The 19,623-nt window shown below is 68.4% G+C and carries 19 protein-coding genes; 7 read left to right on the top strand and 12 right to left on the bottom strand.

Going from position 1 to position 19,623, the window contains the following annotated elements; all coding sequences use genetic code 11:
- Positions 1 to 61: 61 nt before the first annotated feature.
- Complete coding sequence (locus tag OWM54_RS22855) at positions 62 to 1,312, bottom strand: Kelch repeat-containing protein (protein WP_267698849.1); 1,251 nt, start codon at positions 1,310 to 1,312, stop codon at positions 62 to 64.
- A 147-nt stretch (positions 1,313 to 1,459) separates the two neighbouring features.
- On the bottom strand, positions 1,460 to 1,786 hold the full coding sequence (locus OWM54_RS22850; protein ID WP_267698848.1) for a DUF2171 domain-containing protein: 327 nt from the start codon (positions 1,784 to 1,786) through the stop codon (positions 1,460 to 1,462).
- A gap of 363 nt (positions 1,787 to 2,149) precedes the next feature.
- On the opposite strand from OWM54_RS22850, the gene OWM54_RS22845 reads away from it, so the two are divergent.
- Together OWM54_RS22845 and OWM54_RS22840 are read left to right on the top strand one after the other, a co-directional pair.
- A complete protein-coding gene (locus OWM54_RS22845) occupies positions 2,150 to 2,347 on the top strand; it encodes a hypothetical protein (protein ID WP_223750497.1) in 198 nt (65 codons plus the stop codon).
- Between the two features lie 113 nt (positions 2,348 to 2,460).
- Positions 2,461 to 2,982: an aminoacyl-tRNA deacylase gene (locus OWM54_RS22840; RefSeq protein WP_223750498.1), complete on the top strand. Its 522-nt coding sequence runs from the start codon at positions 2,461 to 2,463 to the stop codon at positions 2,980 to 2,982.
- Here OWM54_RS22840 and OWM54_RS22835 read toward each other — a convergent pair.
- From OWM54_RS22835 to OWM54_RS22825, 3 genes are all read right to left on the bottom strand, one after another.
- Positions 2,976 to 3,998 carry an ABC transporter ATP-binding protein gene (locus OWM54_RS22835; RefSeq protein ID WP_267698847.1) on the bottom strand — a complete coding sequence of 341 codons (1,023 nt, stop codon included), beginning with the start codon at positions 3,996 to 3,998 and terminating at the stop codon, positions 2,976 to 2,978. The two genes, OWM54_RS22840 and OWM54_RS22835, sit on opposite strands and share 7 nt — an antisense overlap.
- Before the next feature lie 417 nt (positions 3,999 to 4,415).
- On the bottom strand, positions 4,416 to 4,934 hold the full coding sequence (locus tag OWM54_RS22830) for a hypothetical protein (protein WP_223750500.1): 519 nt from the start codon (positions 4,932 to 4,934) through the stop codon (positions 4,416 to 4,418).
- A gap of 312 nt (positions 4,935 to 5,246) precedes the next feature.
- Positions 5,247 to 6,530 (bottom strand): Fic family protein, encoded by a 1,284-nt coding sequence (locus OWM54_RS22825; RefSeq protein ID WP_267698846.1) that lies wholly within the window; start codon positions 6,528 to 6,530, stop codon positions 5,247 to 5,249.
- A 273-nt stretch (positions 6,531 to 6,803) separates the two neighbouring features.
- Between OWM54_RS22825 and OWM54_RS22820 the strand changes: the two genes are divergently transcribed.
- From OWM54_RS22820 to OWM54_RS22805, 4 genes are all read left to right on the top strand, one after another.
- Positions 6,804 to 7,094, top strand: coding sequence for a hypothetical protein (locus OWM54_RS22820; RefSeq protein ID WP_267698845.1), 291 nt, complete (start codon positions 6,804 to 6,806; stop codon positions 7,092 to 7,094).
- Between the two features lie 132 nt (positions 7,095 to 7,226).
- A complete protein-coding gene (locus OWM54_RS22815) occupies positions 7,227 to 8,213 on the top strand; it encodes a C2 family cysteine protease (RefSeq protein WP_223750502.1) in 987 nt (328 codons plus the stop codon).
- Positions 8,210 to 8,602 carry a hypothetical protein gene (locus tag OWM54_RS22810; RefSeq protein WP_141331870.1) on the top strand — a complete coding sequence of 131 codons (393 nt, stop codon included), beginning with the start codon at positions 8,210 to 8,212 and terminating at the stop codon, positions 8,600 to 8,602. Before OWM54_RS22815 ends, OWM54_RS22810 begins: the two co-directional genes overlap by 4 nt.
- A gap of 75 nt (positions 8,603 to 8,677) precedes the next feature.
- The gene (locus tag OWM54_RS22805; RefSeq protein ID WP_267698844.1) at positions 8,678 to 9,019 is read left to right on the top strand and encodes a DUF2845 domain-containing protein; all 342 of its coding nucleotides are present in this window, start codon (positions 8,678 to 8,680) and stop codon (positions 9,017 to 9,019) included.
- 12 nt (positions 9,020 to 9,031) lie between these two features.
- On the opposite strand, the gene OWM54_RS22800 is transcribed toward OWM54_RS22805, so the two are convergent.
- Complete coding sequence (locus OWM54_RS22800) at positions 9,032 to 10,687, bottom strand: FAD-binding dehydrogenase (protein WP_267698843.1); 1,656 nt, start codon at positions 10,685 to 10,687, stop codon at positions 9,032 to 9,034.
- A 76-nt stretch (positions 10,688 to 10,763) separates the two neighbouring features.
- On the bottom strand, positions 10,764 to 11,297 hold the full coding sequence (locus OWM54_RS22795) for an ureidoglycolate lyase (RefSeq protein WP_267698842.1): 534 nt from the start codon (positions 11,295 to 11,297) through the stop codon (positions 10,764 to 10,766).
- Positions 11,298 to 11,477: 180 nt separating this feature from the next.
- Between OWM54_RS22795 and OWM54_RS22790 the strand changes: the two genes are divergently transcribed.
- On the top strand, positions 11,478 to 13,667 hold the full coding sequence (locus OWM54_RS22790; protein ID WP_267698841.1) for a DPP IV N-terminal domain-containing protein: 2,190 nt from the start codon (positions 11,478 to 11,480) through the stop codon (positions 13,665 to 13,667).
- Positions 13,668 to 13,681: 14 nt separating this feature from the next.
- On the opposite strand, the gene OWM54_RS22785 is transcribed toward OWM54_RS22790, so the two are convergent.
- The 5 genes from OWM54_RS22785 to OWM54_RS22765 all read right to left on the bottom strand — a co-directional run bounded on the left by OWM54_RS22785 (position 13,682) and on the right by OWM54_RS22765 (position 19,365).
- Positions 13,682 to 14,275, bottom strand: a complete 594-nt coding sequence (locus OWM54_RS22785) for an imm11 family protein (protein ID WP_267698840.1) — start codon at positions 14,273 to 14,275, stop codon at positions 13,682 to 13,684.
- Positions 14,276 to 14,290: 15 nt separating this feature from the next.
- Positions 14,291 to 15,655 carry an AHH domain-containing protein gene (locus tag OWM54_RS22780; RefSeq protein WP_267698839.1) on the bottom strand — a complete coding sequence of 455 codons (1,365 nt, stop codon included), beginning with the start codon at positions 15,653 to 15,655 and terminating at the stop codon, positions 14,291 to 14,293.
- Between the two features lie 147 nt (positions 15,656 to 15,802).
- Positions 15,803 to 17,212, bottom strand: a complete 1,410-nt coding sequence (locus OWM54_RS22775; protein ID WP_267698838.1) for a M16 family metallopeptidase — start codon at positions 17,210 to 17,212, stop codon at positions 15,803 to 15,805.
- An 11-nt stretch (positions 17,213 to 17,223) separates the two neighbouring features.
- A complete protein-coding gene (locus tag OWM54_RS22770) occupies positions 17,224 to 18,654 on the bottom strand; it encodes a M16 family metallopeptidase (protein ID WP_267698837.1) in 1,431 nt (476 codons plus the stop codon).
- A gap of 93 nt (positions 18,655 to 18,747) precedes the next feature.
- Positions 18,748 to 19,365 carry a hypothetical protein gene (locus tag OWM54_RS22765; RefSeq protein WP_223750906.1) on the bottom strand — a complete coding sequence of 206 codons (618 nt, stop codon included), beginning with the start codon at positions 19,363 to 19,365 and terminating at the stop codon, positions 18,748 to 18,750.
- Positions 19,366 to 19,623 lie beyond the last annotated feature (258 nt).

Below are 19,623 nucleotides of genomic sequence, written 5' to 3'. Positions count from 1 at the left end.
TCCACGGCTGTCACCTGCGCTCGCCCCGTGAGCACGCGGGACACGTCCGTGCCACCGTCCGTCACCGCCGCGTGAGGCCCTCCGCGTGACACGGAGGCGCGTCACAGCGGTCCACGAAGCAAGGCGCGCACTGCAGCTCCCCACCGCAGCCATCCGGCACCGCGCCACACGCGCCCACGCGCGCCTCACACGTCACCGGCACGCAGCCCCCGGGCAGATACCGCTCGCCCGAGCCGAGCATGCCCGCCATCTCGTTCGCCCCGCCCACCAGCAACACCGCGCCGTCCGACAGCAGCAGCGCGTGCGAGAACCGCCGAGGCTCATCGAGCGCCGGCGCCGAGGACCACTGGCCCGTCATCGGGTTGAAGCGCTCCACGGACGTGAGCGCGCCCGTGGTGAAGTGCTCGCCGCCGAGCACCAGCACCATCCCCTCCTTCGTCACCACCGCCGCGTGGTGCTCGCGAGGCACGGACGGCGCGGCCACCAGCGTCCACAGGCCCGTCATCGGGTCATACAGCTCCGCCGTGCTCGAGGCGCGCGCCGTGGCGCCGCCGACCACGAGCACCCGTCCATCCGGCAGCGCCGTCACGGAGTGCCCCACGCGATGAGTGCCCGCCGCGCCTCCCGTCAGGCCCGCCTTCTCCCAGCGCCCCGTGGCCACGTCGTAGAGCTCCGCCTGGAGCCCGCTCGCGAAGAGCACCTTGCCCTGCCCGAGCACCACCGCCGTCCCCGCGCCTCCTCGCACGAAGCCCGGGGGCGTCGCGGGCACCCACGTGCCCGTCTCCGGCTGGAACAACTCCGCCGAGCGCAGCGGCCGACGGTCCGCGTCCGTGCCGCCCGCGACCAGCACGCGGCCATCCGGCAGCAGCACCACGGCAGGGTCATTGCGCGGCTCGGACATCGGCGCCACCACCGTCCACTGTCCCGTGGTCGGCTCGTACACCTCCGCGTCCGCCAGCGCGCTCGGCGCGGCGACCTGGGCACCGCCCACCACCAGCACCCGACCATCCAACAGGCGCACCGCCGCGTGGTTGCGACGCGACCTGTTCAGCGCGCCCGTCGCGCGCCACAGCCCCGTCTCCGGCTCGAACACCTCGCAGCTCGCGAGCGTGCGCTGACCATCATGCCCACCCGCGGCCAGCACGCGGCCATCCGCCAGCGTGACGAACGGCAACAGCTTGCGCGGCGTCAGCAGACGCAGCGGCACGGCGACGGCGTCCCGAGCGCCCTCGTCCGGACGCGGAGCGGCGCCGCACGAGAACACCAGCGCGCACAGCGCCACGCCCAGGAAGGATGTCGGAACACGTCGCATGGAGCCCACTCGCCTCGCAGGTCGAAGAGAGCCCGTGTAGCCTGACGGTCTGACATTCCAGGGATGTCCAACCTGAGTGATTCCGGACGCTTGACCCGCCTGAAGGGTCGGGCGTCAGACCCTCGCGGAGGAGGTCCCGCGAGCCGCTCAGTGGAGCACGGAGTCGTCGTCCCCGAGGGCTGGCGTGTTCACCGGCTCGGCGTCCATGCCGCGGGAGCTTCGGGGTGGGAGCGCGCCGCCGTCGTCATCCACCTCGAGCTTCAACAGCGGATGGTCCGCGTTGGCGAGGTACACGTCGTCGGCGCTGACGTAGTCCACGTCGCGGAACTCCACGAGGTAGTCGCGGCGAGGCACGGGCACCAGGCCCTGCTCGAGCTCGAAGTGGATGTCACCGACCGCGGCGACGCGCCCCAGCTTGCGCCCATCCGCGGTCCTCACCGTCATTCCCTCACGCACTTCGCCGGACTGAATCATCGGACCTCCTCGCGGCCACACCGTGCCCTCGTCAGGGAGAACCTGCGGGCACCGGGTGGCCGATGACAGTCCGAGGGAGCAGGCGAGGAGGCGCTCGCGCCAGGGCTCACGGACCGAGGAGCGGCGAGGCGCCCCACGTCAGCCCAGGGCCTCGGGCTGCTTCGAGCACGGAAGGGCGAGCGCGCGCCTCGGACATTTCAAGGGGCGGCCAGGAGCGCAGGAGCCCCTCCCCGCGGTCTGCCCTGCCCGGGGTCATGTCGGGAGGAAGGACAGCGGCCGAGAGGTCGCCGGGGTCCGCGGCGGGCGGGCGGGCCCTGCCCGCATGAAGCGCAGGTGCCTACTTTCCGTCACGGGAGGTGCGGCATGTTACTGGAGCTCTCCGAGGTAGAGGGACGCGAGCTGAAGCAGGCATTGGACACGGCGTTGCGTGAGCTGCTCGACGAGATTTCCCGGACGGACCAGCGGGCCTACCGCGACATGTTGCGCGAGCGGCATGACCGGCTGGAGCAGTTGAACCGTCGGTTGGAGATGTCGTTGGAGGGCAATCCCGTCTACGCCTGAGCGAGTGGAGCGCCAGGGCGGCGGCTCGCGGGCCATGCGCGCGAGTGACAGCGATTGGTCGTCGTGCGCGGAGGGGCGCACCTTCCTTGGGAAGGACCGAGGGAGGCCGCGCCATGATTCCGCAGAACATCCTCCAGTACCTGGAGCGTCACCAGATTCCCTTCGAGCGAAGACCGCACCTGCGAGCCATCACCGCGCAGGCGCTCGCACAGTCGCTGCACGTCAGCGGCTTCCAGGTGGCCAAGTCGGTCATCCTCCGCTCGGAGGACTCGTTCTGGATTTGTGTCGTGGGAGCGCCGGACACGGTGGACGTGGACCGCGTCGCGGAGGTGACGGGCGCGAAGGGCTTGCGGCTCGCGGACGAGTCGGAGTTCGCCCACCTCTTCCCCGACTGCGAGGTGGGCGCGGAGCCACCGTTCGGCAGGCGGTATGGGTTGCCGGTGGTGGTGGACGGGCACCTGGGCGAGGCGGAGACGCTGCTGTTCCGCGCGGGCTCGCACGATGAAGCGCTGGAGCTGCGCTTCGCGGACTTCGTGGGCGTGGAGGCGCCGTACCTCGGCGCCATCGTCCATGACCGCCCGGGAGAGGCTCGGAGGCTCCCGTTCGACAGAGAAGCGCTCCAGCCCGACTATTGAGCGAGCGCGCGGCCCGTGTGCGCATCGAAGCGGCGCAGCCTGGACGCATCGAAGCGCAGCGCGACCTCCGCGCCTGACGCCGCGCGGAAGTCACCGGGTGCACGGGCCACCAGGTGCTCACCGCCCACGTCCACGGTCACCCAGCTCTCGGCGCCCATGGGTTCCACCAGGTACACGCGGCCCGTCAGCGCGCTGTCCGTCGATGGGGACGCCATCACTTCCAGGTGTTCCGGGCGCAGGCCCAGCACCACCTCCTCCTCTGCGGCGAGTCCCAGGGTCCGGGGCTTGAGCTGGTTGATGCGAGGCGAGCCGAAGAAGCCCGCGACGAAGAGGTTCGCGGGGGCGTCATACAGCTCGCGCGGTGGAGCCACCTGCTGCACCTCGCCCTGGCTCATGACGACGACGCGGTCGGAGAGCGTCATGGCCTCGGCCTGGTCATGGGTGACGTAGATGAAGGTGGCCTGGAGTCGCTCGTGCAGCTTCTTGATTTCGCCGCGCATCTGGGTGCGCAGGGCGGCGTCGAGGTTGGAGAGGGGCTCGTCGAACAGGAACACCTTGGGGCGGCGCACGAGGGCGCGACCCAGGGCCACGCGTTGGCGCTGTCCGCCGGAGAGTTCCTTCGGGCGACGCGAGAGCAGGGCCTCCAGGCCGAGCACCGAGGCGACCTCGCGCACGCGAGCATCGATGTCCGAGCGAGGAAGGCCTGCGACCTCCAGCGGGAAGGCGAGGTTCCGGGCCACATCCAGGTGGGGATAGAGGGCGTAGCTCTGGAAGACCATGGCGATGTCCCGCTCCTTGGGGGACATGCCGTTCACGACAGTGCCATCGATGCGCAGCGTTCCGGAGGACAGCTCCTCCAGCCCGGCGATGAGGTTGAGGGTGGTGGACTTTCCGCAGCCGGACGGGCCGACGAGTGACACGAACTCGCCGTCTGCGATGTGGAGCGTCACACCCTTCACGGCGGCGACGCCGCCCCGGTACACCTTGCGTACATCCTCCAGGGACACCGTCGCCACGCTGCTAGGCCTCCCCGAGGCCCGAAGCCCGGGCCCATGTCGTCCAAGTCGAAGCTGTCGTCCGAGGGTGCATGACCCCGGAGCATCGCCACGACACCCCGCACGGCAAGCGCGATGTCACGGCGCCGTGCACCTGCTGACAACTCCCGGGTCTTCCACCCCTCCAGCGTGTCCTGCGTGAGCATCTCGTGGAGTTCTCGGAGCCAGGCCGCTCCTTCGCAGTGACTCCATCGCCTGGAAGGCGCCTGGTGCGAGGCTGACGCCCCTTGAGCAGCCTCTCCTTGGCGACCTTGCGAGTGGTCGAGGCCGCGGTCAGACGGGAGAGCATCGGCGGCGAGTTCATCGCGCTCGATGGCGTCATTCATGCGTGACGCTCGGAGCCCGACCAGCCGGCTCCGAGCGCTCACTGCCTCGGGGCTACAGGCGCGGCAGGCACGACAGGCCGGGGACCGGCCCGTAGATGTTCGAGCCGGACTGCATCAGGATGTACTTGTTGACGCCATACCCGAATGGGCTCGTGTCGCCGTAGCAGGTCCGGTAGCGGTAGGTGCCGAAGAGCGGACCGAAGCCTATCATGAACACATTGCCATCCAGATAGACGTGCAGGTGGCCGGCTCCCGGTGACGCGTTCAGGTATTCGCTGAGCTGCCAATCCACGACGAACGGGCCCTGGAGTTGGTTGCAATCGGTCCGGATGAGGCCGTCCTGGCAACTGAAGTAGTCCATGCGGAGGGCAGGCCCGAAGCCGATCCGCGTATAGGCGGTGTATGCATTGAGGGAGATCTCGAGGGCGGATGACTCCGGCGAGTTCTGCCAGTGGCCTACCAGATGCGCCTTGCTGAAGAAGGGACCATCGTCCGACTGGGCAGACGCGGCCTGGGGCAGGGCGATGAGGCACACGAGACCAAGCAACAGCGTGGCGGAACGGCTGTTCATCATAACACTCCTGTGATGGTGAAAGGGCGCGTTGACGTGCCCGCTACCATACGCACGGGCAGTACATCATTGAGTGGGCCGCCATCACGATGTATGAATTTCGGACGCCCGTGTGTGGACTGGCCGACGCCGTCCGTGGCGCGTTAGGCCATACAGACTGGCGGGCGGAGAGGGAAAGGCAGACCCCGCATCGCGGCCATGGTTGGGTTCTCTCGGAGACGCTGATGTCCCACTCCTTGGGGGACATGCCGTTCACGACCTCTCCGTCGATGCGCAGCCTGCCGGAGGACAGCTCCTCCAGTCCGACGACAACTACCGGGCCTTCTTCCGCTCCATCACCTGCTGGAGCCCGGAGACCGGAGAGAAGGAGTACGCACGTCCGACCCGGACCTTCCGCAGCAATCCCGCCGCCTCCAGGTCGAGCAGGTCCTGCCGGGCGGTCTGGTACACCACGGAATGCTGCCTCCGATAGGAGTCGATGTCATAGCGCGCCGTGGGGTGGCGCAGCGCATGAAGCAGCAGCTCGCGCTGCCGATGGTTCAGGTCGACTTCTCTCCGGAGGATCTGCTCCGCGTGAAGCGCCTCCTCCTGCTTGCGCCTCAGATAGACATAGAGGTCCTCGGTCGCATAGCGGAGCACCTCCAACTGGTGCAGCAGGAAATAGGTCAAGTCATTGCTGTCCGTCTCGGTGAACAGGAACGCGCGACCGTACTTCACCGGGGCACGCTGCAGGATGCGGGAGATGGGGAGGAACTCGGCAATCCAATATCCCTGCCGGATCATGCTCCAGTAGAAGAGTGCTCTCGCGGTCCGTCCGTTCCCGTCGACGAAGGGATGCTCGTACCCCAGCGCGAAGTGCAGCGCGATGGCGCGCACCACGGGGTGGACGAAGCCGTTCGCTCCTTCCTCGTTGGCGAAGGCACAGAGCGCCTTGAGCCGCTCCGGCAACGCCTCCGCCTCGGGAGGGATGTGGAGAACCTCTCCATCCCCCTGGTCCATCACCGTGACCTGCTCGTCCGCACGTCGAAGCCGTCCGACTTCATCGGCCTCCAACGTGTCCTGAGTGAGGATCTCGTGGAGCTCCCGGAGGAAGGAGATGGAGAGTCGCTCCTTCGTCTGCCTTCGCAGCCACTCCATCGCCTGGAAATTGTTGAAGATCATCCGCTCGCTCTTCGTGCGCGGCTGACGCTTCTCGACCAGCATCTCCTTGGCGACCTTGCGCGTGGTCGAGGCGCCCTCGAGTTGGCTGGAGGTGATGGCCTCCTCCATGAGCGAGCGGACGATGTAGCGCTCCTGGATTTCCTTGTCGCCCAACTGGGGGGCGGTCGACTCCAGGTGATTGCCCAGCTCACGGTCGATGCGATGGAGCCCTTCGAGCACGTTGCCCGGAGTCGCATAGCAGAACGGACGCCCCTGCTTGTCCCTCAGGGCAAGGGGGGCTCTCATCGCCCGCCGGGTCATGTCGATCTGAAACCACCACTCCCGATGGGTCAGCCCCACGGGTACTGGGTGACGCCGCAGCTCGTCCCAATGCAGGTAGCGCCCCTCCACCTCGGCCTGCCCCGGTCGGGCCAGCAGCTCCAGCGTACGCGCCACCTCCCAGGGTGCCCTCCCCTGAAGGATCTCCTTGGAATCAGGAGGGATTTCCGGCATCCGCATGGACGAAAAGTACCAGCAACTACTAATTACCGCATGAAATTAGTAGTTCATGCCGAAGTCGGGGGACAGGCCTCCACCCGCCCACCCCATCCCACACTCCCAGTCAAAGCCTCTCCCGCCAGGGACAGGCCCCCGTGCTAGCGTCCGGGAACATCTGACGCGAGGCCCGTTCCATGGGCCCGCACGTCCTGACGCTTGGGGGAAACAGGCATGTCATCCGACACCATCACACTCATCAAGGGCCAGGGGCCCCTCGTGCTCCCGCAGAAGCCGCACCTGCGCCTGGCCAGCGGCAACTTCTGGCCCGAGGAAGTGGGCGGCCGCGAGAAGCAGCTCACCGCGGGCCTCTTCATCATCGACACCCGCACCTCCCCCTCCAAGCAGGACCACGTGCGCGTCCACGCCTCCCAGGTCGTCGAGGTCGACGGAGCGAAGCTGGAGATCCTCGAGGTCCGTGGCGAGAACGGCCAGGAAGCCGCCATCCACCTCAAGGTCCGCTAGCACCCCGCACCGCAAGTGCGGGCCCCACGCAACTCGGGGCAGTGCCGTTGAGATAATCCAGACATCCACCACCGTCCTTGGGGGACGGCGGTCCCAAGTTCAAAGTCAGTCGCATCGAGGGGGAGTACGTTCATGAGCTTCAAGATTGGGAATGAAGGGTCCCGCGTCACCCAGACCACCCGCAAGGAAACCGAGGCGGTGCGTCCGGAGGTGAAGAAGCAGGAGGTCCGCGAGACGAAGCCCGAGTGGGCCAGCGGACGCAGCCAGGACGGGATGCTGCCTCCCAGCCGCCGCGAGCAGTTCGCCGCCGCGCTCGGACAGACCTTCCAGGCCAGCGGCGCCGAGACGCCGAAGACCAAGGACCCCAAGGCGCTCGACACGAACGTCACCTACGGTCAGGTCAAGAACGGCAGCGTCTTCGAGGCGGGCACCGACGGCACCAAGGCCCACTGGAACGACGTGCAGCAGGGCCAGATTGGCGACTGCTACCTGATGACCTCCATGGGCGCCATCGCCCGCGCCAACCCGGCCCTCATCGAGAACATGGTCAAGGGCCCGGACGCGTCCGGCAACTACACCGTCACCTTCCAGGACAAGGGCAAGCCGGTGAACATCACCGTCACCCCCGACCTGCCCCTCAACGCCAGCGGTGACCCGGCCTACGCCGGCACCCCGCAGGAGAACGGCAAGGCGGAGCTGTGGCCGGCCCTGGTCGAGAAGGCCTATGCCCAGTGGAAGGGCGGCTACCCCGAAATCGTCCACGGCAACAGCGCCAAGGCGATGGAGGCCATCACCGGCAAGAAGAGCAGCAGCCTGGACGTCGACAGCACCACGCTGGCCGACCTGGACGCGCGCCTCAAGGCCGGCGAGGCCCTCACCGCGGGCACGCACGACGACATCAAGTTCCTCGGCATCGACCTGCCGGACGGCACCGACGGCGCGCGCTACAAGGACGGCACGCTGGTGGCGGACCACGAGTACTTCATCACCGGCGTGGACACCAAGGCCGGCACCGTCACGCTGCGCAACCCCTGGGGCGCCGGCACGCCGGACATCGTGCTGACCGAGAAGGAGTTCCAGGAGTCCTTCCAGTACGCCAACAGCAACCCCACCAAGTGAGTCCCCGGGCGTCGCGCGGCTACACCGGTCTGGCGCTGGCCCTCGGGCTGGTGCTGACCGGGTGCGCCCGCGAGACGCCCGCCGTGGCGCCGTCCTCCGAGGCGGCGCCCGGCGTCATCACCCTGACGAAGAACCACGGGCCCCTCCAGGTCACGCCCCGCCTGAGCCTGGCCACGGGCAACTTCTGGCCCGAGGACACCGACGCGGGCACCCGCGAGCCCACCGCCGCGCTGTTCATCTTCGACGCGAACCTCCAGCCCCCCTCGCAGCAGCACGTGCGCGTGCGCGCGGGGCAGACGGTGGAGGCCGCGGGCTCGGTGCTGGAAATCTCCGAGGTCATCGACCGGGGAGACGACCAGCGCCTGCGGCTCAAGCTCCGCGCGCCCTGAGTCTTCCGGAGACAGCGTGAATAACCCGGGGGCCCGCGCGTCGGACGCCCACCTTCATTCCCCCGTGGAGCCCTCATGCGTCTGGTCCTCGCCCCGCTCGCTCTCGCTGGTCTGCTGCTGCCCCTGCACGCGGACGCCGCCACGCTGCGCTGTGGCAACAACCTCATCTCCGATGGGGCCACCACCACCGACGCCGTCATCAAGTGCGGCGAGCCCCTGTCCAAGCAGCGCCGCACCGAGTCCACCTCCACCAAGGAGCGGGTGCGCGAGGGCAAGGAGGAGTCCTCGACCTCGAAGACCGTCACGGTCGAGGTCGAGGAGTGGACCTACAACTTCGGCCCCAACCGCCTCATGCAGGTGGTGACCTTCACCGACGGCAAGCTGACGGACGTGCGCAGTGCGGGCTACGGCAAGTAGCAGCCCCTCGCGCTACACCGTCGCCGCCAGCGCCCGGCCCGCCGCGCGTCCCGAGAAGATGCACCCGCCCAGGAAGGTGCCCTCGAGCGCGCGGTAGCCGTGCACGCCGCCGCCGCCGAACCCGGCCACCTCGCCCGCCGCGTAGAGACCGGGGACCAGCTTGCCCTCGGCGCCGAACACGCGGCTGGACAGGTCCGTCTCGAAGCCGCCCAGCGTCTTGCGCGTGAGGATGTTCAGCTTCACGCCGATGAGCGGCGCGGCCTTCGGGTCCAGGAGTCGGTGCAGCTTCGCGGTGCGCACCAGCTGGTCTCCCCGGTAGTTGCGCGCCTGGCGAATCGCGGCGATCTGCAGGTCCTTGCCGAACGGATTGTCCAGCTGCCTGTCCCTCGCGAGCACCTCGCGCTCCACCGTGGCGAAGTCGAGCAGCTTCGTGTCGGTCTTCTCGTTCATCTTCGCCACCAGCGTGCGCAGGTCCTCGGCGACGACGAAGTCCGCGCCGTGCTCCTTGAACGCCTCCACCGGGCCCATGGCCTTCTTGCCCACGGCGCGGTTGAGCACGCCCTTCCAGTCCTTGCCCGTGAGGTCCGGGTTCTGCTCGGAGCCGGAGAGCGCGAACTCCTTCTTCAAGATGGACTGGTTCAGCACGAACCACGAGTAGTCGTGCCCCGTCTTCAGGATGTGCTCCAGCGTCCCCAGCGTGTCGAAGCCCGGGTACAGCGGCGGCGGCAGGCGCTTGCCCGTGGCGTCCAGCCACAGCGAGCTGGGCCCCGGCAGGATGCGGATGCCGTGGCGCGGCCAGATGGGGTTCCAGTTTCGCAAGCCCTCCGTGTAGTGCCACATGCGGTCGCGGTTGATGACCCGTCCGCCCGCGGACTCGGTGATGGCAATCATCCGTCCGTCCACATGGTCGGGCACGCCCTGCACCATGAACGCGGGCGCGGGGCCCAGGCGCGACGGCCAGCTCTTGCGCACCAGCTCGTGGTTGCCGCCAATGCCGCCCGAGGTGACGACGACGGCCGACGCGCGCACCTCGAAGTCGCCCACCGTGTCGCGCGAGCTCTTCACGCCGCGCTCCACGTCCGAGGGCACCAACGTCATGCCCCGCACGCCGACGACGGCGCCGCCCTCGGTGAGCAGCGCGTCCACGCGATGGCGGAACAGGAACGTGAGCGTCCCCTTCTTGCGCGCCTCCTCGGCGCGCCGCACGAAGGGCGCGAGCACGCCGGGCCCGGTGCCCCACGTGACATGGAAGCGCGGCACGGAGTTGCCGTGGCCCACGGCGCCGTAGCCACCGCGCTCGGCCCAGCCGACGACGGGGAACCAGCGCAGACCCTGGTTGTAGAGCCACGGGCGCATCTCGCCGGCGGCGAAGTCGACGAAGGCCTCGGCCCACCTGCGGGGCCAGTGGTCCTCCTCGCGGTCGAAGCCCGCGGTGCCCAGCCAGTCCTCGAGCGCGAGCGCGTGCGAGTCATGGATGCCCATGCGCCGCTGCTCGGGCGAGTCCACCAGGAACAGACCGCCGAAGGACCAGAACGCCTGTCCTCCCAGGTTCTGCTCGCCCTCCTGGTCCACGACGATGACGCGCTTGCCCGCGTCGGCGAGCTCCGTCGCGGCGACGAGCCCCGCCAGCCCCGCGCCCACGACGATGACGTCCGCTTGCTGTCCCATCCGGAGCCTCCAACCCACGAGGAAGGCCCCGGATGATAGGGGAAGCACGCGCGTCCGTCCGCGTCGACGTCAGGACTCAGCCGTCGAATCGCACCTGGACGTGCGCGGGCGGCTCGAAGTGCAGCACCACACAGTCGCCCTCGCTCCCGTCTTCCCACGCCAGCATGGCCAGCTCCGCGGGCGCATCGAGCGCGACGATGGGGTGATGCCACACACCCCGGTGATAGTTCACACCCTCACCGGGACCGCAGATGAACGCCTCCAGGCGCTCCAGGTCCGGCCCCCCCGAGGGCGCCGTCGGCGCGACGCACACCAGGTAGCGCTCGCAGCGCATGGGCAGGAACACCTGGCTGGAGTACGGGTGGTGCTCCAGCAGCTTCACGGTGAACGGCAGGGAGCGCGCCACCGAGCGGAACACCGCGAGGTTGGGCCTCGCGGACTCGCGAGCGTTCTCCAGCTTCGCGGACCAGTCGAAGCGCACCGCGGTGCCCTGGTTCGCGAGCGCGCCGGGTCCGAGCCCCGCGCTGACCACGTCACCGTAGGGAGCGAAGCCCTCGGGGGTCAGCGGCCGCGCGACCAGGACCCGGGGCACGTCTGGATGCTCACGCATGGAATGAGCATACAGGCCGCGTCGCACGCATTGCCATGGAACGGTCATGGTCAACGGGCATCCCCTCGACGCGTCACGTTGCCTGTCGCACCGAGGAGCACTTCCGGCTGCCTCGACCTCGCCATGACATGGTCTCTTCACCTCGTGAGCCATCATCCCGATGACTCCGACCACCCCCCCATGCGAATCCTCCTCACCGCCCTGGTCCTGCTGAGCACGCCCGTTCTCGCCCAGCCTCCCCCCGTGTCGGCGCCGAAGACGGAGAGCTTCATCCGTCAGCTCGTGGAGACGCGCTACTTCAACAGCGGCCGGCCCACGGCCACGAGCTTCACGCCGGACGAGCAGACGCTCCTCTTCCTGCGCACCGCGGAGGGCTCGCGAGCCACCGCGCTCCACGCCTTCGACACCGCCACGGGACAGACGCGGGAGTACCTCACCGCGGAGAGCCTCCTCCAGCGCGCGCGGGAGAGCCTCACCGCCCAGGCGAAGGAGAAGCTGGAGCCCGTGCGCGCCTCGCCGCGAGGCCTGGGCTCCTATGCGCTGTCCGAGGACGGCGAGAAGCTGCTCGTGGGGATGTCGGGCAAGCAGTACGTCGTCGCGCGCGCCTCCGGGAAGGTGACGGAGTTGAAGCTGGGTGCGGGCGCGATGGACGTGCGCTTCTCGCCGGACGCGACGCAGGTGGCCTACGTGCGGGGCCACGACGTGTATCGCCTGGACCTCGCGACCAACACCGAGCGGGCGGTGACGAAGGGAGGCACGGAGGACAAGAGCCACGGGACGCCGGAGTTCATCGCCACCGCGGAGATGATGCGCTTCTCCGGCTACTGGTGGAGCCCGGACGGCAAGTCCTTGGCCTATACGGAGTCCGACTCGAGCGGCGTGGAGAAGCTGGTCGTCCCGGACGCGCTGAATCCCGAGCGGGAGGGACAGCGGCTCGCCTATCCGCGCGCGGGCAAGCCCAACGCGCGGGTGCGCCTGGGCATCATCCCCGTCACGGGTGGCAAGACGACGTGGGTGCAGTGGGATGCACAGAAGTATCCCTACCTCGCCACGGTGCGCTGGCCGGCGAAGGGGCCGCTGACGGTGCTGGTGCAGAACCGCGCGCAGACGGAGGAGCTACTGCTCGCGGTGGACCCGAGGACGGGGAGCACGCGCACGCTGCTGGTGGAGAAGGACGACGCCTGGCTCACATTGCATCAGACGTTCCCCCACTGGCTCGCGGATGGGAGCGGGTTTCTCTGGTACACCGAGCGCAACGGGGCGGGTGAGCTGGAGCTGCGCGATGTCACGGGCAAGCTCGTGCGCTCGCTCGTGCCGCCCGACGCGGGCTTCTACGACCTGGTGGGCTACGTGGAGCAGGACGGCACGGTGTACTTCTCCGGCGGCACCGCGTCCGAGGAGCGCTACGTGTGGCGGCTGAGCCCGGGAGGCAAGCCGACGCGGGTCACGAGCGAGCGCCCCGCGCTGGAGCAGGCGAAGCTCTCCAAGCGGGGCGGGTTCCTGGCATTGAGCGCCGAGGGGCCGCGGCGGATGAAGAGCACCACGGTGCTGAAGGCGGATGGCACGCGGGTGGGAGAGCTGCCCTCGCTGGCGAAGGTGCCGGCGCTGCAGCCGCGCATCGAGGTGCGGCACGTGGGCAAGGAGCGCTATCCCACGTCGCTGGTGCGGCCTCGCGACGCGAAGCCCGGGGTGAAGCTGCCGGTCATCGTGGACATCTACGGCGGTCCCGGCATGGCGATGGTGTACCAGAGCATGATGCAGCACCTCACGGACCAGTGGCTGGCGGACCAGGGCTTCATCGTGGTGAAGCTCGACGGGCGCGGCGTGGCGCCCACGGCGGACGCGAAGCTGCGAAAGCCGAAGTACGACTGGCCTCGCCTCGTGCTCGACGAACAGGTGGCCGCGCTGCGCGCGCTCGCGGCCGAGGTGCCGGAGATGGACCTGGGTCGCGTGGGAATCACGGGCGCGAGCAACGGCGGCTACATGTCCGCGCTGGCGGTGCTCACGCGCCCGGATGTCTTCAAGGCCGCGGTGGCCGTGTCCTCGGTGACGGACTGGCGCGACTACGACTCACATTTGACGGAGCGCTTCTTCGGCCTGCCCGACGAGCAGCCCCAGGCGTATGAGCAGGCCTCGCTGCTCACGCACGTGAAGGCGGGCAAGCCCATGGGCAAGCTGCTGGTGGTCCACGGCACGGCGGACGACAACGTCCTCTTCTTCCAGGCGCTCAAGCTGTCGGACGCGCTGTTCCGCGCGGGCCAGCCCCATGAGCTGCTGCCCCTGAGCGGCATGGGGCACATGGTGTTCGACCCCGTGCTCGCCGAACGCCTGTGGGAGGAGACGGCGCGCTACTTCCACCAGCACCTGTAGCCGTCGGGACTGCCTCAGCACCCCGTCACATCGGGGCCGGTGACGTCCGTGAACTTCACGCCGGTGATGCCCGCGCGCTCCAAGGCGATCTTGATTTCCTCGGAGACGATCAACGCCACGGCCCAGCCCCACGGTCGGAACACGTGGGCACCCTCCGTCTTCGCCGGGTCGACGCGCATCCCGGCCACCGCGGAGTACGTGCCCACCTTTTCAGGCATACCGTCCTCGGGGGTCCAGTACCGCACCTCCTCGGATGCGGCATCGTCGATGCACTTCATCAACCGGGTGGCATTGAGGATGAAGTGCCGCGCGGGCTGGGAGTCGACGTCCACGGGGACGAGCTGAACGTCATCGGGTGCAAGCTCAGTGAAGAGTGAGGCCACCCTGGCGTGGACGACAGGGATGCTGAATGCCGCGTGGGAGTAGTCGAGCGGCGTCCCATCCATCTTCACGGGAATCCGGATGCGCTCGTTCAGGACAGCCCGCTGGCCCGTCCGGAACCGCCACGGGTCATCGAGCTTGCGGCCCTCCGGGTCGAGCGGATGCCCCAGCTCCCACCGGCCGGAGAGGTACACATCATCGGTCAGCTTGTAGAACCGCTTCGGCATGGGACCATCCTTCCGTCATTCAGCCCGGGTCACCAGCCGATTGAGCCTCGACCCCTCTTTCGAAATCTCGCGCGCCAGCATCCCCAGGATCTTCGTCAGCGCTTCCCTGCAACGCTCGATGCTCTTGCAGCTCGATGTTGCCTCGTCCATCCGCTCGTAGACCTCCTCGTGATACTCGCGCGGATGCGGCCCCTTGTGGCCCGGGATGCGAACCTGATTCGCCGCATCGTCGAGAGACATGCCCGCACGGTCGAAGATCTCCTGGTACCTCGGCGTCCACGGCCCTCCATTGTTGGTGGACTTGCTGAACTTGTCAGAGGCGATGTGATGCCACGGTCCCGCTTCGTCCGAGGGAGTCGTGCCGCCATGGCTCGCGCCCCCAGCCGCCATGGCCAACGCCCCCGGAGCAAGCGCGATGGTGACCGCACCTTCAATGGGGACAGCCACGGAGGCCACTTCCGAAACAGCCGCGAACCTGAAGCCCGCCTGGACCTCCGCGAGCCGCGCCGCTTGCACCGAACCAGGGAGTCCTGGCGCCTTGACCACCAGCCCCGCCGTGCTCCCGATGGCCGCCGTCGCGAGCATGACGAAGACGCGCGCCGCGTTCTCCCCCATGACCTCGCCGTACTTCTCGCCAGCCGTGCGGATGCCCTCGAAGGTCGTGGCATGCGCGACGTCCTCGGCGAGCTGCCGCCATCCCGCGAACAGACTCCAGACGGTGTCCACCCCCAGGTAGGCGATGAGGCACACCGTCAAGGTGGCGGCCACACCCTTGCTCACCGGCTCGGGCAACAGCCAGAGTCCCAGGTACACGCTCATGGCAGTGAGCAGCGTGTTCCGGATGGCGATGGGGTCCGCCATCTTCCCCAGTGCCTCCTGGGTCTCCTCCATGACCGAGGCCATGGCGAAATGCAGCGCCAGGGTGCGCCTGGCCTCCGCATCCAGATGAGGGCCCTCCTCGAGAAGGTGCAGACAGTCTTGAGTGGATTGTGTCCGCTCACACCAGCGGCCATAGGCACGAGCGAGCTCGGAATCCTGCCCCTCTGTCAGGGAGAGGGCACGAGCGTCCGCGTCCAGTTCCGAGCCCATCGACACGAGCCCCAGACGACCCCGAACACCTGCATAAGCCTCATCACCAGGGGACCTGAACAACCACCTCGCATCTGACCGAGGCTGCGGAGACAAAGATATGTCCTCGCCCAGCTTCGCCACGGCCTCCTCGAAGTCGTCGTCGTCCAGCTCCACCCGCGGCACGTCACCAACGTGCGGAGTGAAGGCAACGGGTTTGCCCTGCCCCGTATCCAGGCGCACGACTCTCGTGGCGCTGCCGCATCCGACCGACATCAAGAGCAGCAGGAGCATCAACGCACGAGGCAGCATGGAGAGCCCTCCTGGCGGAAGGCCCTCTTTCACGAGAGCCCATCCGTCGGCACGAGGCCGAGCATTACCAGACAGAGCTGACAAGGACTCCAAACTGCCCCGGAAGCGGAAGACCCACGATGGCCTTCCGCTCCCGAGCGCTTCAAATCAGCGCAGCTTCGGCGGCAGCACCTTCAGCTGCGGCTTGACCACCTTCATGTCGCCGACGATGACGATGGTCATCGCGTCCTGCGCGAGCACCTTCGCCGCCACGGCGCGCACCTGCTCCGGCGTCACCGCCATCACCCGGCTCACGTAGTCCTTCAGGTACGTCTCCGGCAGGCCGTGCAGGTCCACGTAGCGCAGCTTGTAGATGAGCCCCGTGCGCGACGAGTTCTCCAGCAGGAACGCCCCCGCCAGGTAGTTCTGCACGTCGCGCAGCTCCTCTGCGGGCGGCGGCGTCTTCCTCAGCGTGTCCACCTCCTTGAGGATCTCCTTCAGCGAATCCCCCGTGTTCGCCGTCGTCACGTCCGCGTTCTGCACCCAGTACGCGTCCTCCACGTGCTCGGAGACCGCGCTGTACGGCGAGTACGCATAGCCCTTCTTCTCACGGATGTTCGACGTGACGCGCGAGCTGAAGTACCCACCCAGCATCGTGTTCAGCACATCCTGCGTGATGGCGTCCTCGCTCGTCGGCGGCAACGCCCTCGTCGCCACCCGCACCGTGGACTGCACCGAGCCCGGCCGGTCCAGGAACTGCACCGACTTCGCCACCTGCTGCTTCGGCACGTTCTTCACCCGTGCCGGGCCCGCGCGCCAGCCACCGAACGCCTCGCGCACCACCTTCTCCACCTCCGCGGGCTCGAAGCGCCCCACCACGTACAGCCGCGAGCGCGCCGCGCCCACGTTGGCCTCGTAGTGCTTGACCACCTGCTCCCGCGTGTACCGCTTGAGCTGCGCCTCCGTCGCCAGCCGGCGCCCGTACGGATGGTCCCCGTAGAGGGCCTTCGCCATCACCTCGTTGGCCAGCACCTGCGGCATCGTCCGGAACACCGCCAGCTCGCGAATCAGGTCCCCCTTCAGCCGCTCCACCTCCGACTCGGGGAAGGCCGGGTTCTGGACCACGTCCGCCACCAGCGTCACCGCCTTCGGCGCGAACTCGGAGAGCACCTCGAGGCCCACGTAGGACTGGTCCTGCTCCGTGCCGACGTCCAGCTCCCCGCCCAGCTCGGCCGCCGTCTGAGCCACCTGCGCCGCGGAGCGCGTCGTCGTGCCCTCCTTGAGCAGCTTGCCCGCCAGGTCGAACAGCCAGGTCTCGTCCGCCGTCTCATGGATGTTGCCCGTGTCCACCACCAGCTGGATGGCCACCTTCGGCATGTCGCCATACGGCAACAACGAGACCTCCAGCCCGTTGTCGAGCTTGAAGGACGTGCGCTGGGGCACATCGAAGGGCTTGGGCGCCGCCGGCGCCGGCGGAGCCTCCTTCGCGGCGGGCGCGGCCAGCACCGGCGCCGCCACCAGCCCGAACACCAACAGCGAGGACGCGACGAGACGATTGCGAATGGAATGGAAGGTCATGTTCGCGTTCCTCAGTCAGCCAGGAGCGTCTGGGGGGAAGCCGACACCGTGAGCACCGTGCGGTTCGTCGGACGCAGGTACTCGCGGGCCGTGCGCTGAATCACCTCGGGCGTCACCTTCATCAGCTCGTCCTCGAGCCGGTTGATGCGCGCCGGGTCGTCGAAGAACAGCGCGGACGAGGCCAGCAGGTCCGCGCGGCCGAAGCCGAGCATGCCCTCCACGTGCGCGTACAACCGGGAGCGCGCCTTCACCCGCGCCCGCGCCAGCGTCTCGGCGTCCACCGGCTTCTCCACCAGCTTCGCCACCACCCCGTCGATCTCCCCGGCAATCGTCTCCGGCGAGATGACCGTGTCGTGGAACAGGTACACGGTCCACAGCATGGGCCCGTTGTAGTTCCACTGGTTGCCCAGCTCGTTCACCCCGCCGCTCAGCTCGCCGGCGATGCCCTTCTTCTGCACCAGCTGCTGGTAGAGCGCGCTGTCGCTGCCCTGCAGCAGGATTTCGTCGATGAGCGCCATCGCGTAGAACTCCGGCGTGCCCACCGCCGGCATGTGATAGCCCGCCGCGAACGCCGGCCGGGTGATGCGCGCGTCCTTCTTGTCGTGCCGCTTCTCCTTCTCCTGGCGGGGCTCGGAGATGTCCGGCAACTGCGGCACCGGCGCCTTGGGCAAGGGACCGAAGTACTGCCGCACCCAGCCCTTCACCTGCTCGGGCTCGAAGTCACCCACCACCACCAGCGCCGCGTTGCTCGGCGCGTAGTACGTCTTGAAGAACGCCCGCACGTCCTCGAGCGTGGCGGCCTCCAGGTCCTTCAGGTCGCCGTAGAAGTTGTGCGCGTTGTACCAGTTGGTGTTCGCCACCTGCGGCAGGTCCAGCCACGGGAAGCCGCCATACGGCCGGTTGAGGACGTTGACCTTCACCTCGTTGGCCACCACGCCCTGCTGGTTCTTGAGATTCTCCTCCGTCACCTCCAGGCCGCGCATGCGGTCGGCCTCGGCCCACAGCATGGTCTCCAGCGTGTTGGACGGGACGATTTCGAAGTAGTTCGTGAAGTCGAACCGGGTGGAGCCGTTGAACATGCCGCCGTTCTTCTGGATGAGGCGCGCCAGCTCCATCTTCCCCAGGTTCGTCGAGCCCTGGAACATCATGTGCTCGAACAGGTGGGCGAAGCCCGTGCGGTTCCTCGGCTCGATGCGGAAGCCGATGTTGTAATAGACGCCGACCACCGCCTTGGGCACGGTCGTGTCGCGCGAGAGCACCACCCGCAGGCCGTTGTCGAGCTTGTAGTACTCCACCGGCACCTGGAGCTTCGGCGCCTGGGGGGCGGCCTCCACCTTCGCCGCCTCGGGCGTGGGCGGCGGGGGCGTGGGCTGTGCTGCTTCTCGTGACGCCGCGCACCCGAGGAACGCGGCGGCGGTAACCGCTCCGAGGACTCTCTTCATCGACCCTCCCTGGAACCTGGCCATCTGTCGAAACGACGAGGCCACTACGAGCCTGCGCGGGACGTGATTGCCCCGGCAGGTGAAACGACCCGCTCAGGCCACCACGAACGGGGACTGACAGTAGGAGCACACCACCTTGTCCCCCGGCAGCACGCCCGTGGCGCCCACGGGCGCGTCGCACGCGGGGCACCTGCGCGCCACGCTCTGCGAGTGGGCGAAGACGCTCCGGTGCACGTACTCGCGCGACTCCGACAGGTAGACCAGATCCACCTCCTGCCGGGCGATGCTCCTCGAGAGCAGCTCCCGCGCCTCGGGCTCCGACACCTTGAGGAGCCCGGCCACGTCGCTTTCGCGGATGCGCATCTGTGCTCGGACGAATCCAAACAGCAGCTCCCTGCGCCGTGCGTCGCGGAACGGCACCATGCCCTTCTTCCACGCGAAGCGCCCCACCCCGACGAACACGCCCGACACCAGCAGCAGCAACACGCCGTCCAAGGCCTTCTTCCCCTCACCCGGAGAAAAAATCCCCGATACCCCCACCACGCCCATCAACAGCCCGAACACGACGAGCGGCGCCCCCACCACCACCCCCACCCCTCCCAGGAGCTTCTTGAGCCCATCGGCGAGGCCCTCGGGACGAGGGTGCACCACCAGGTGGAGCGCAGGTGCGGGGGACGGCGGGGCATCATCGGAACGGCGCGGAGCAGTCATGGCGTCTCGGAGTCCAGCGGAAGACCAGGGCCGCCATCCTAGGGTCCGCGCCGCCTCCCCTGGCGCACGGAAATTCCGCGCCCGCCCAGGCCCCTCTCCACCCTGCCCGCATTCAATGACAGACGTGCAACCGCGTTGCGCGCGGCGTCACACGCCAGGCGCTCGGCCCGCACGGACGGGAAGTATCAATCCGCCCGAGGGTCCACGCTCACCCCGTCAATTTCCCTGCGGTTTTCCGCCTCGGAGGGGTGACACATC

The sequence above is a fragment of the Myxococcus sp. MISCRS1 genome (assembly GCF_026626605.1).
In the GTDB taxonomy this organism is placed as follows: domain Bacteria; phylum Myxococcota; class Myxococcia; order Myxococcales; family Myxococcaceae; genus Myxococcus; species Myxococcus fulvus.
Note: the sequence above shows the minus strand (reverse complement) of the source record. Positions and strands in the feature narration are given on the sequence as shown.

Coding starts and splice junctions, on each gene's coding strand:
- OWM54_RS22855 (WP_267698849.1), bottom strand. CDS start 1,312: ATGCGACGTGTTCCGACATCCTTCCTGGGCGTGGCGCTGTGCGCGCTG.
- OWM54_RS22850 (WP_267698848.1), bottom strand. CDS start 1,786: ATGATTCAGTCCGGCGAAGTGCGTGAGGGAATGACGGTGAGGACCGCG.
- OWM54_RS22845 (WP_223750497.1), top strand. CDS start 2,150: ATGTTACTGGAGCTCTCCGAGGTAGAGGGACGCGAGCTGAAGCAGGCA.
- OWM54_RS22840 (WP_223750498.1), top strand. CDS start 2,461: ATGATTCCGCAGAACATCCTCCAGTACCTGGAGCGTCACCAGATTCCC.
- OWM54_RS22830 (WP_223750500.1), bottom strand. CDS start 4,934: ATGAACAGCCGTTCCGCCACGCTGTTGCTTGGTCTCGTGTGCCTCATC.
- OWM54_RS22820 (WP_267698845.1), top strand. CDS start 6,804: ATGTCATCCGACACCATCACACTCATCAAGGGCCAGGGGCCCCTCGTG.
- OWM54_RS22815 (WP_223750502.1), top strand. CDS start 7,227: ATGAGCTTCAAGATTGGGAATGAAGGGTCCCGCGTCACCCAGACCACC.
- OWM54_RS22805 (WP_267698844.1), top strand. CDS start 8,678: ATGCGTCTGGTCCTCGCCCCGCTCGCTCTCGCTGGTCTGCTGCTGCCC.
- OWM54_RS22800 (WP_267698843.1), bottom strand. CDS start 10,687: ATGGGACAGCAAGCGGACGTCATCGTCGTGGGCGCGGGGCTGGCGGGG.
- OWM54_RS22795 (WP_267698842.1), bottom strand. CDS start 11,297: ATGCGTGAGCATCCAGACGTGCCCCGGGTCCTGGTCGCGCGGCCGCTG.
- OWM54_RS22790 (WP_267698841.1), top strand. CDS start 11,478: ATGCGAATCCTCCTCACCGCCCTGGTCCTGCTGAGCACGCCCGTTCTC.
- OWM54_RS22785 (WP_267698840.1), bottom strand. CDS start 14,275: ATGCCGAAGCGGTTCTACAAGCTGACCGATGATGTGTACCTCTCCGGC.
- OWM54_RS22780 (WP_267698839.1), bottom strand. CDS start 15,655: ATGCTGCCTCGTGCGTTGATGCTCCTGCTGCTCTTGATGTCGGTCGGA.
- OWM54_RS22775 (WP_267698838.1), bottom strand. CDS start 17,212: ATGACCTTCCATTCCATTCGCAATCGTCTCGTCGCGTCCTCGCTGTTG.
- OWM54_RS22770 (WP_267698837.1), bottom strand. CDS start 18,654: ATGAAGAGAGTCCTCGGAGCGGTTACCGCCGCCGCGTTCCTCGGGTGC.
- OWM54_RS22765 (WP_223750906.1), bottom strand. CDS start 19,365: ATGACTGCTCCGCGCCGTTCCGATGATGCCCCGCCGTCCCCCGCACCT.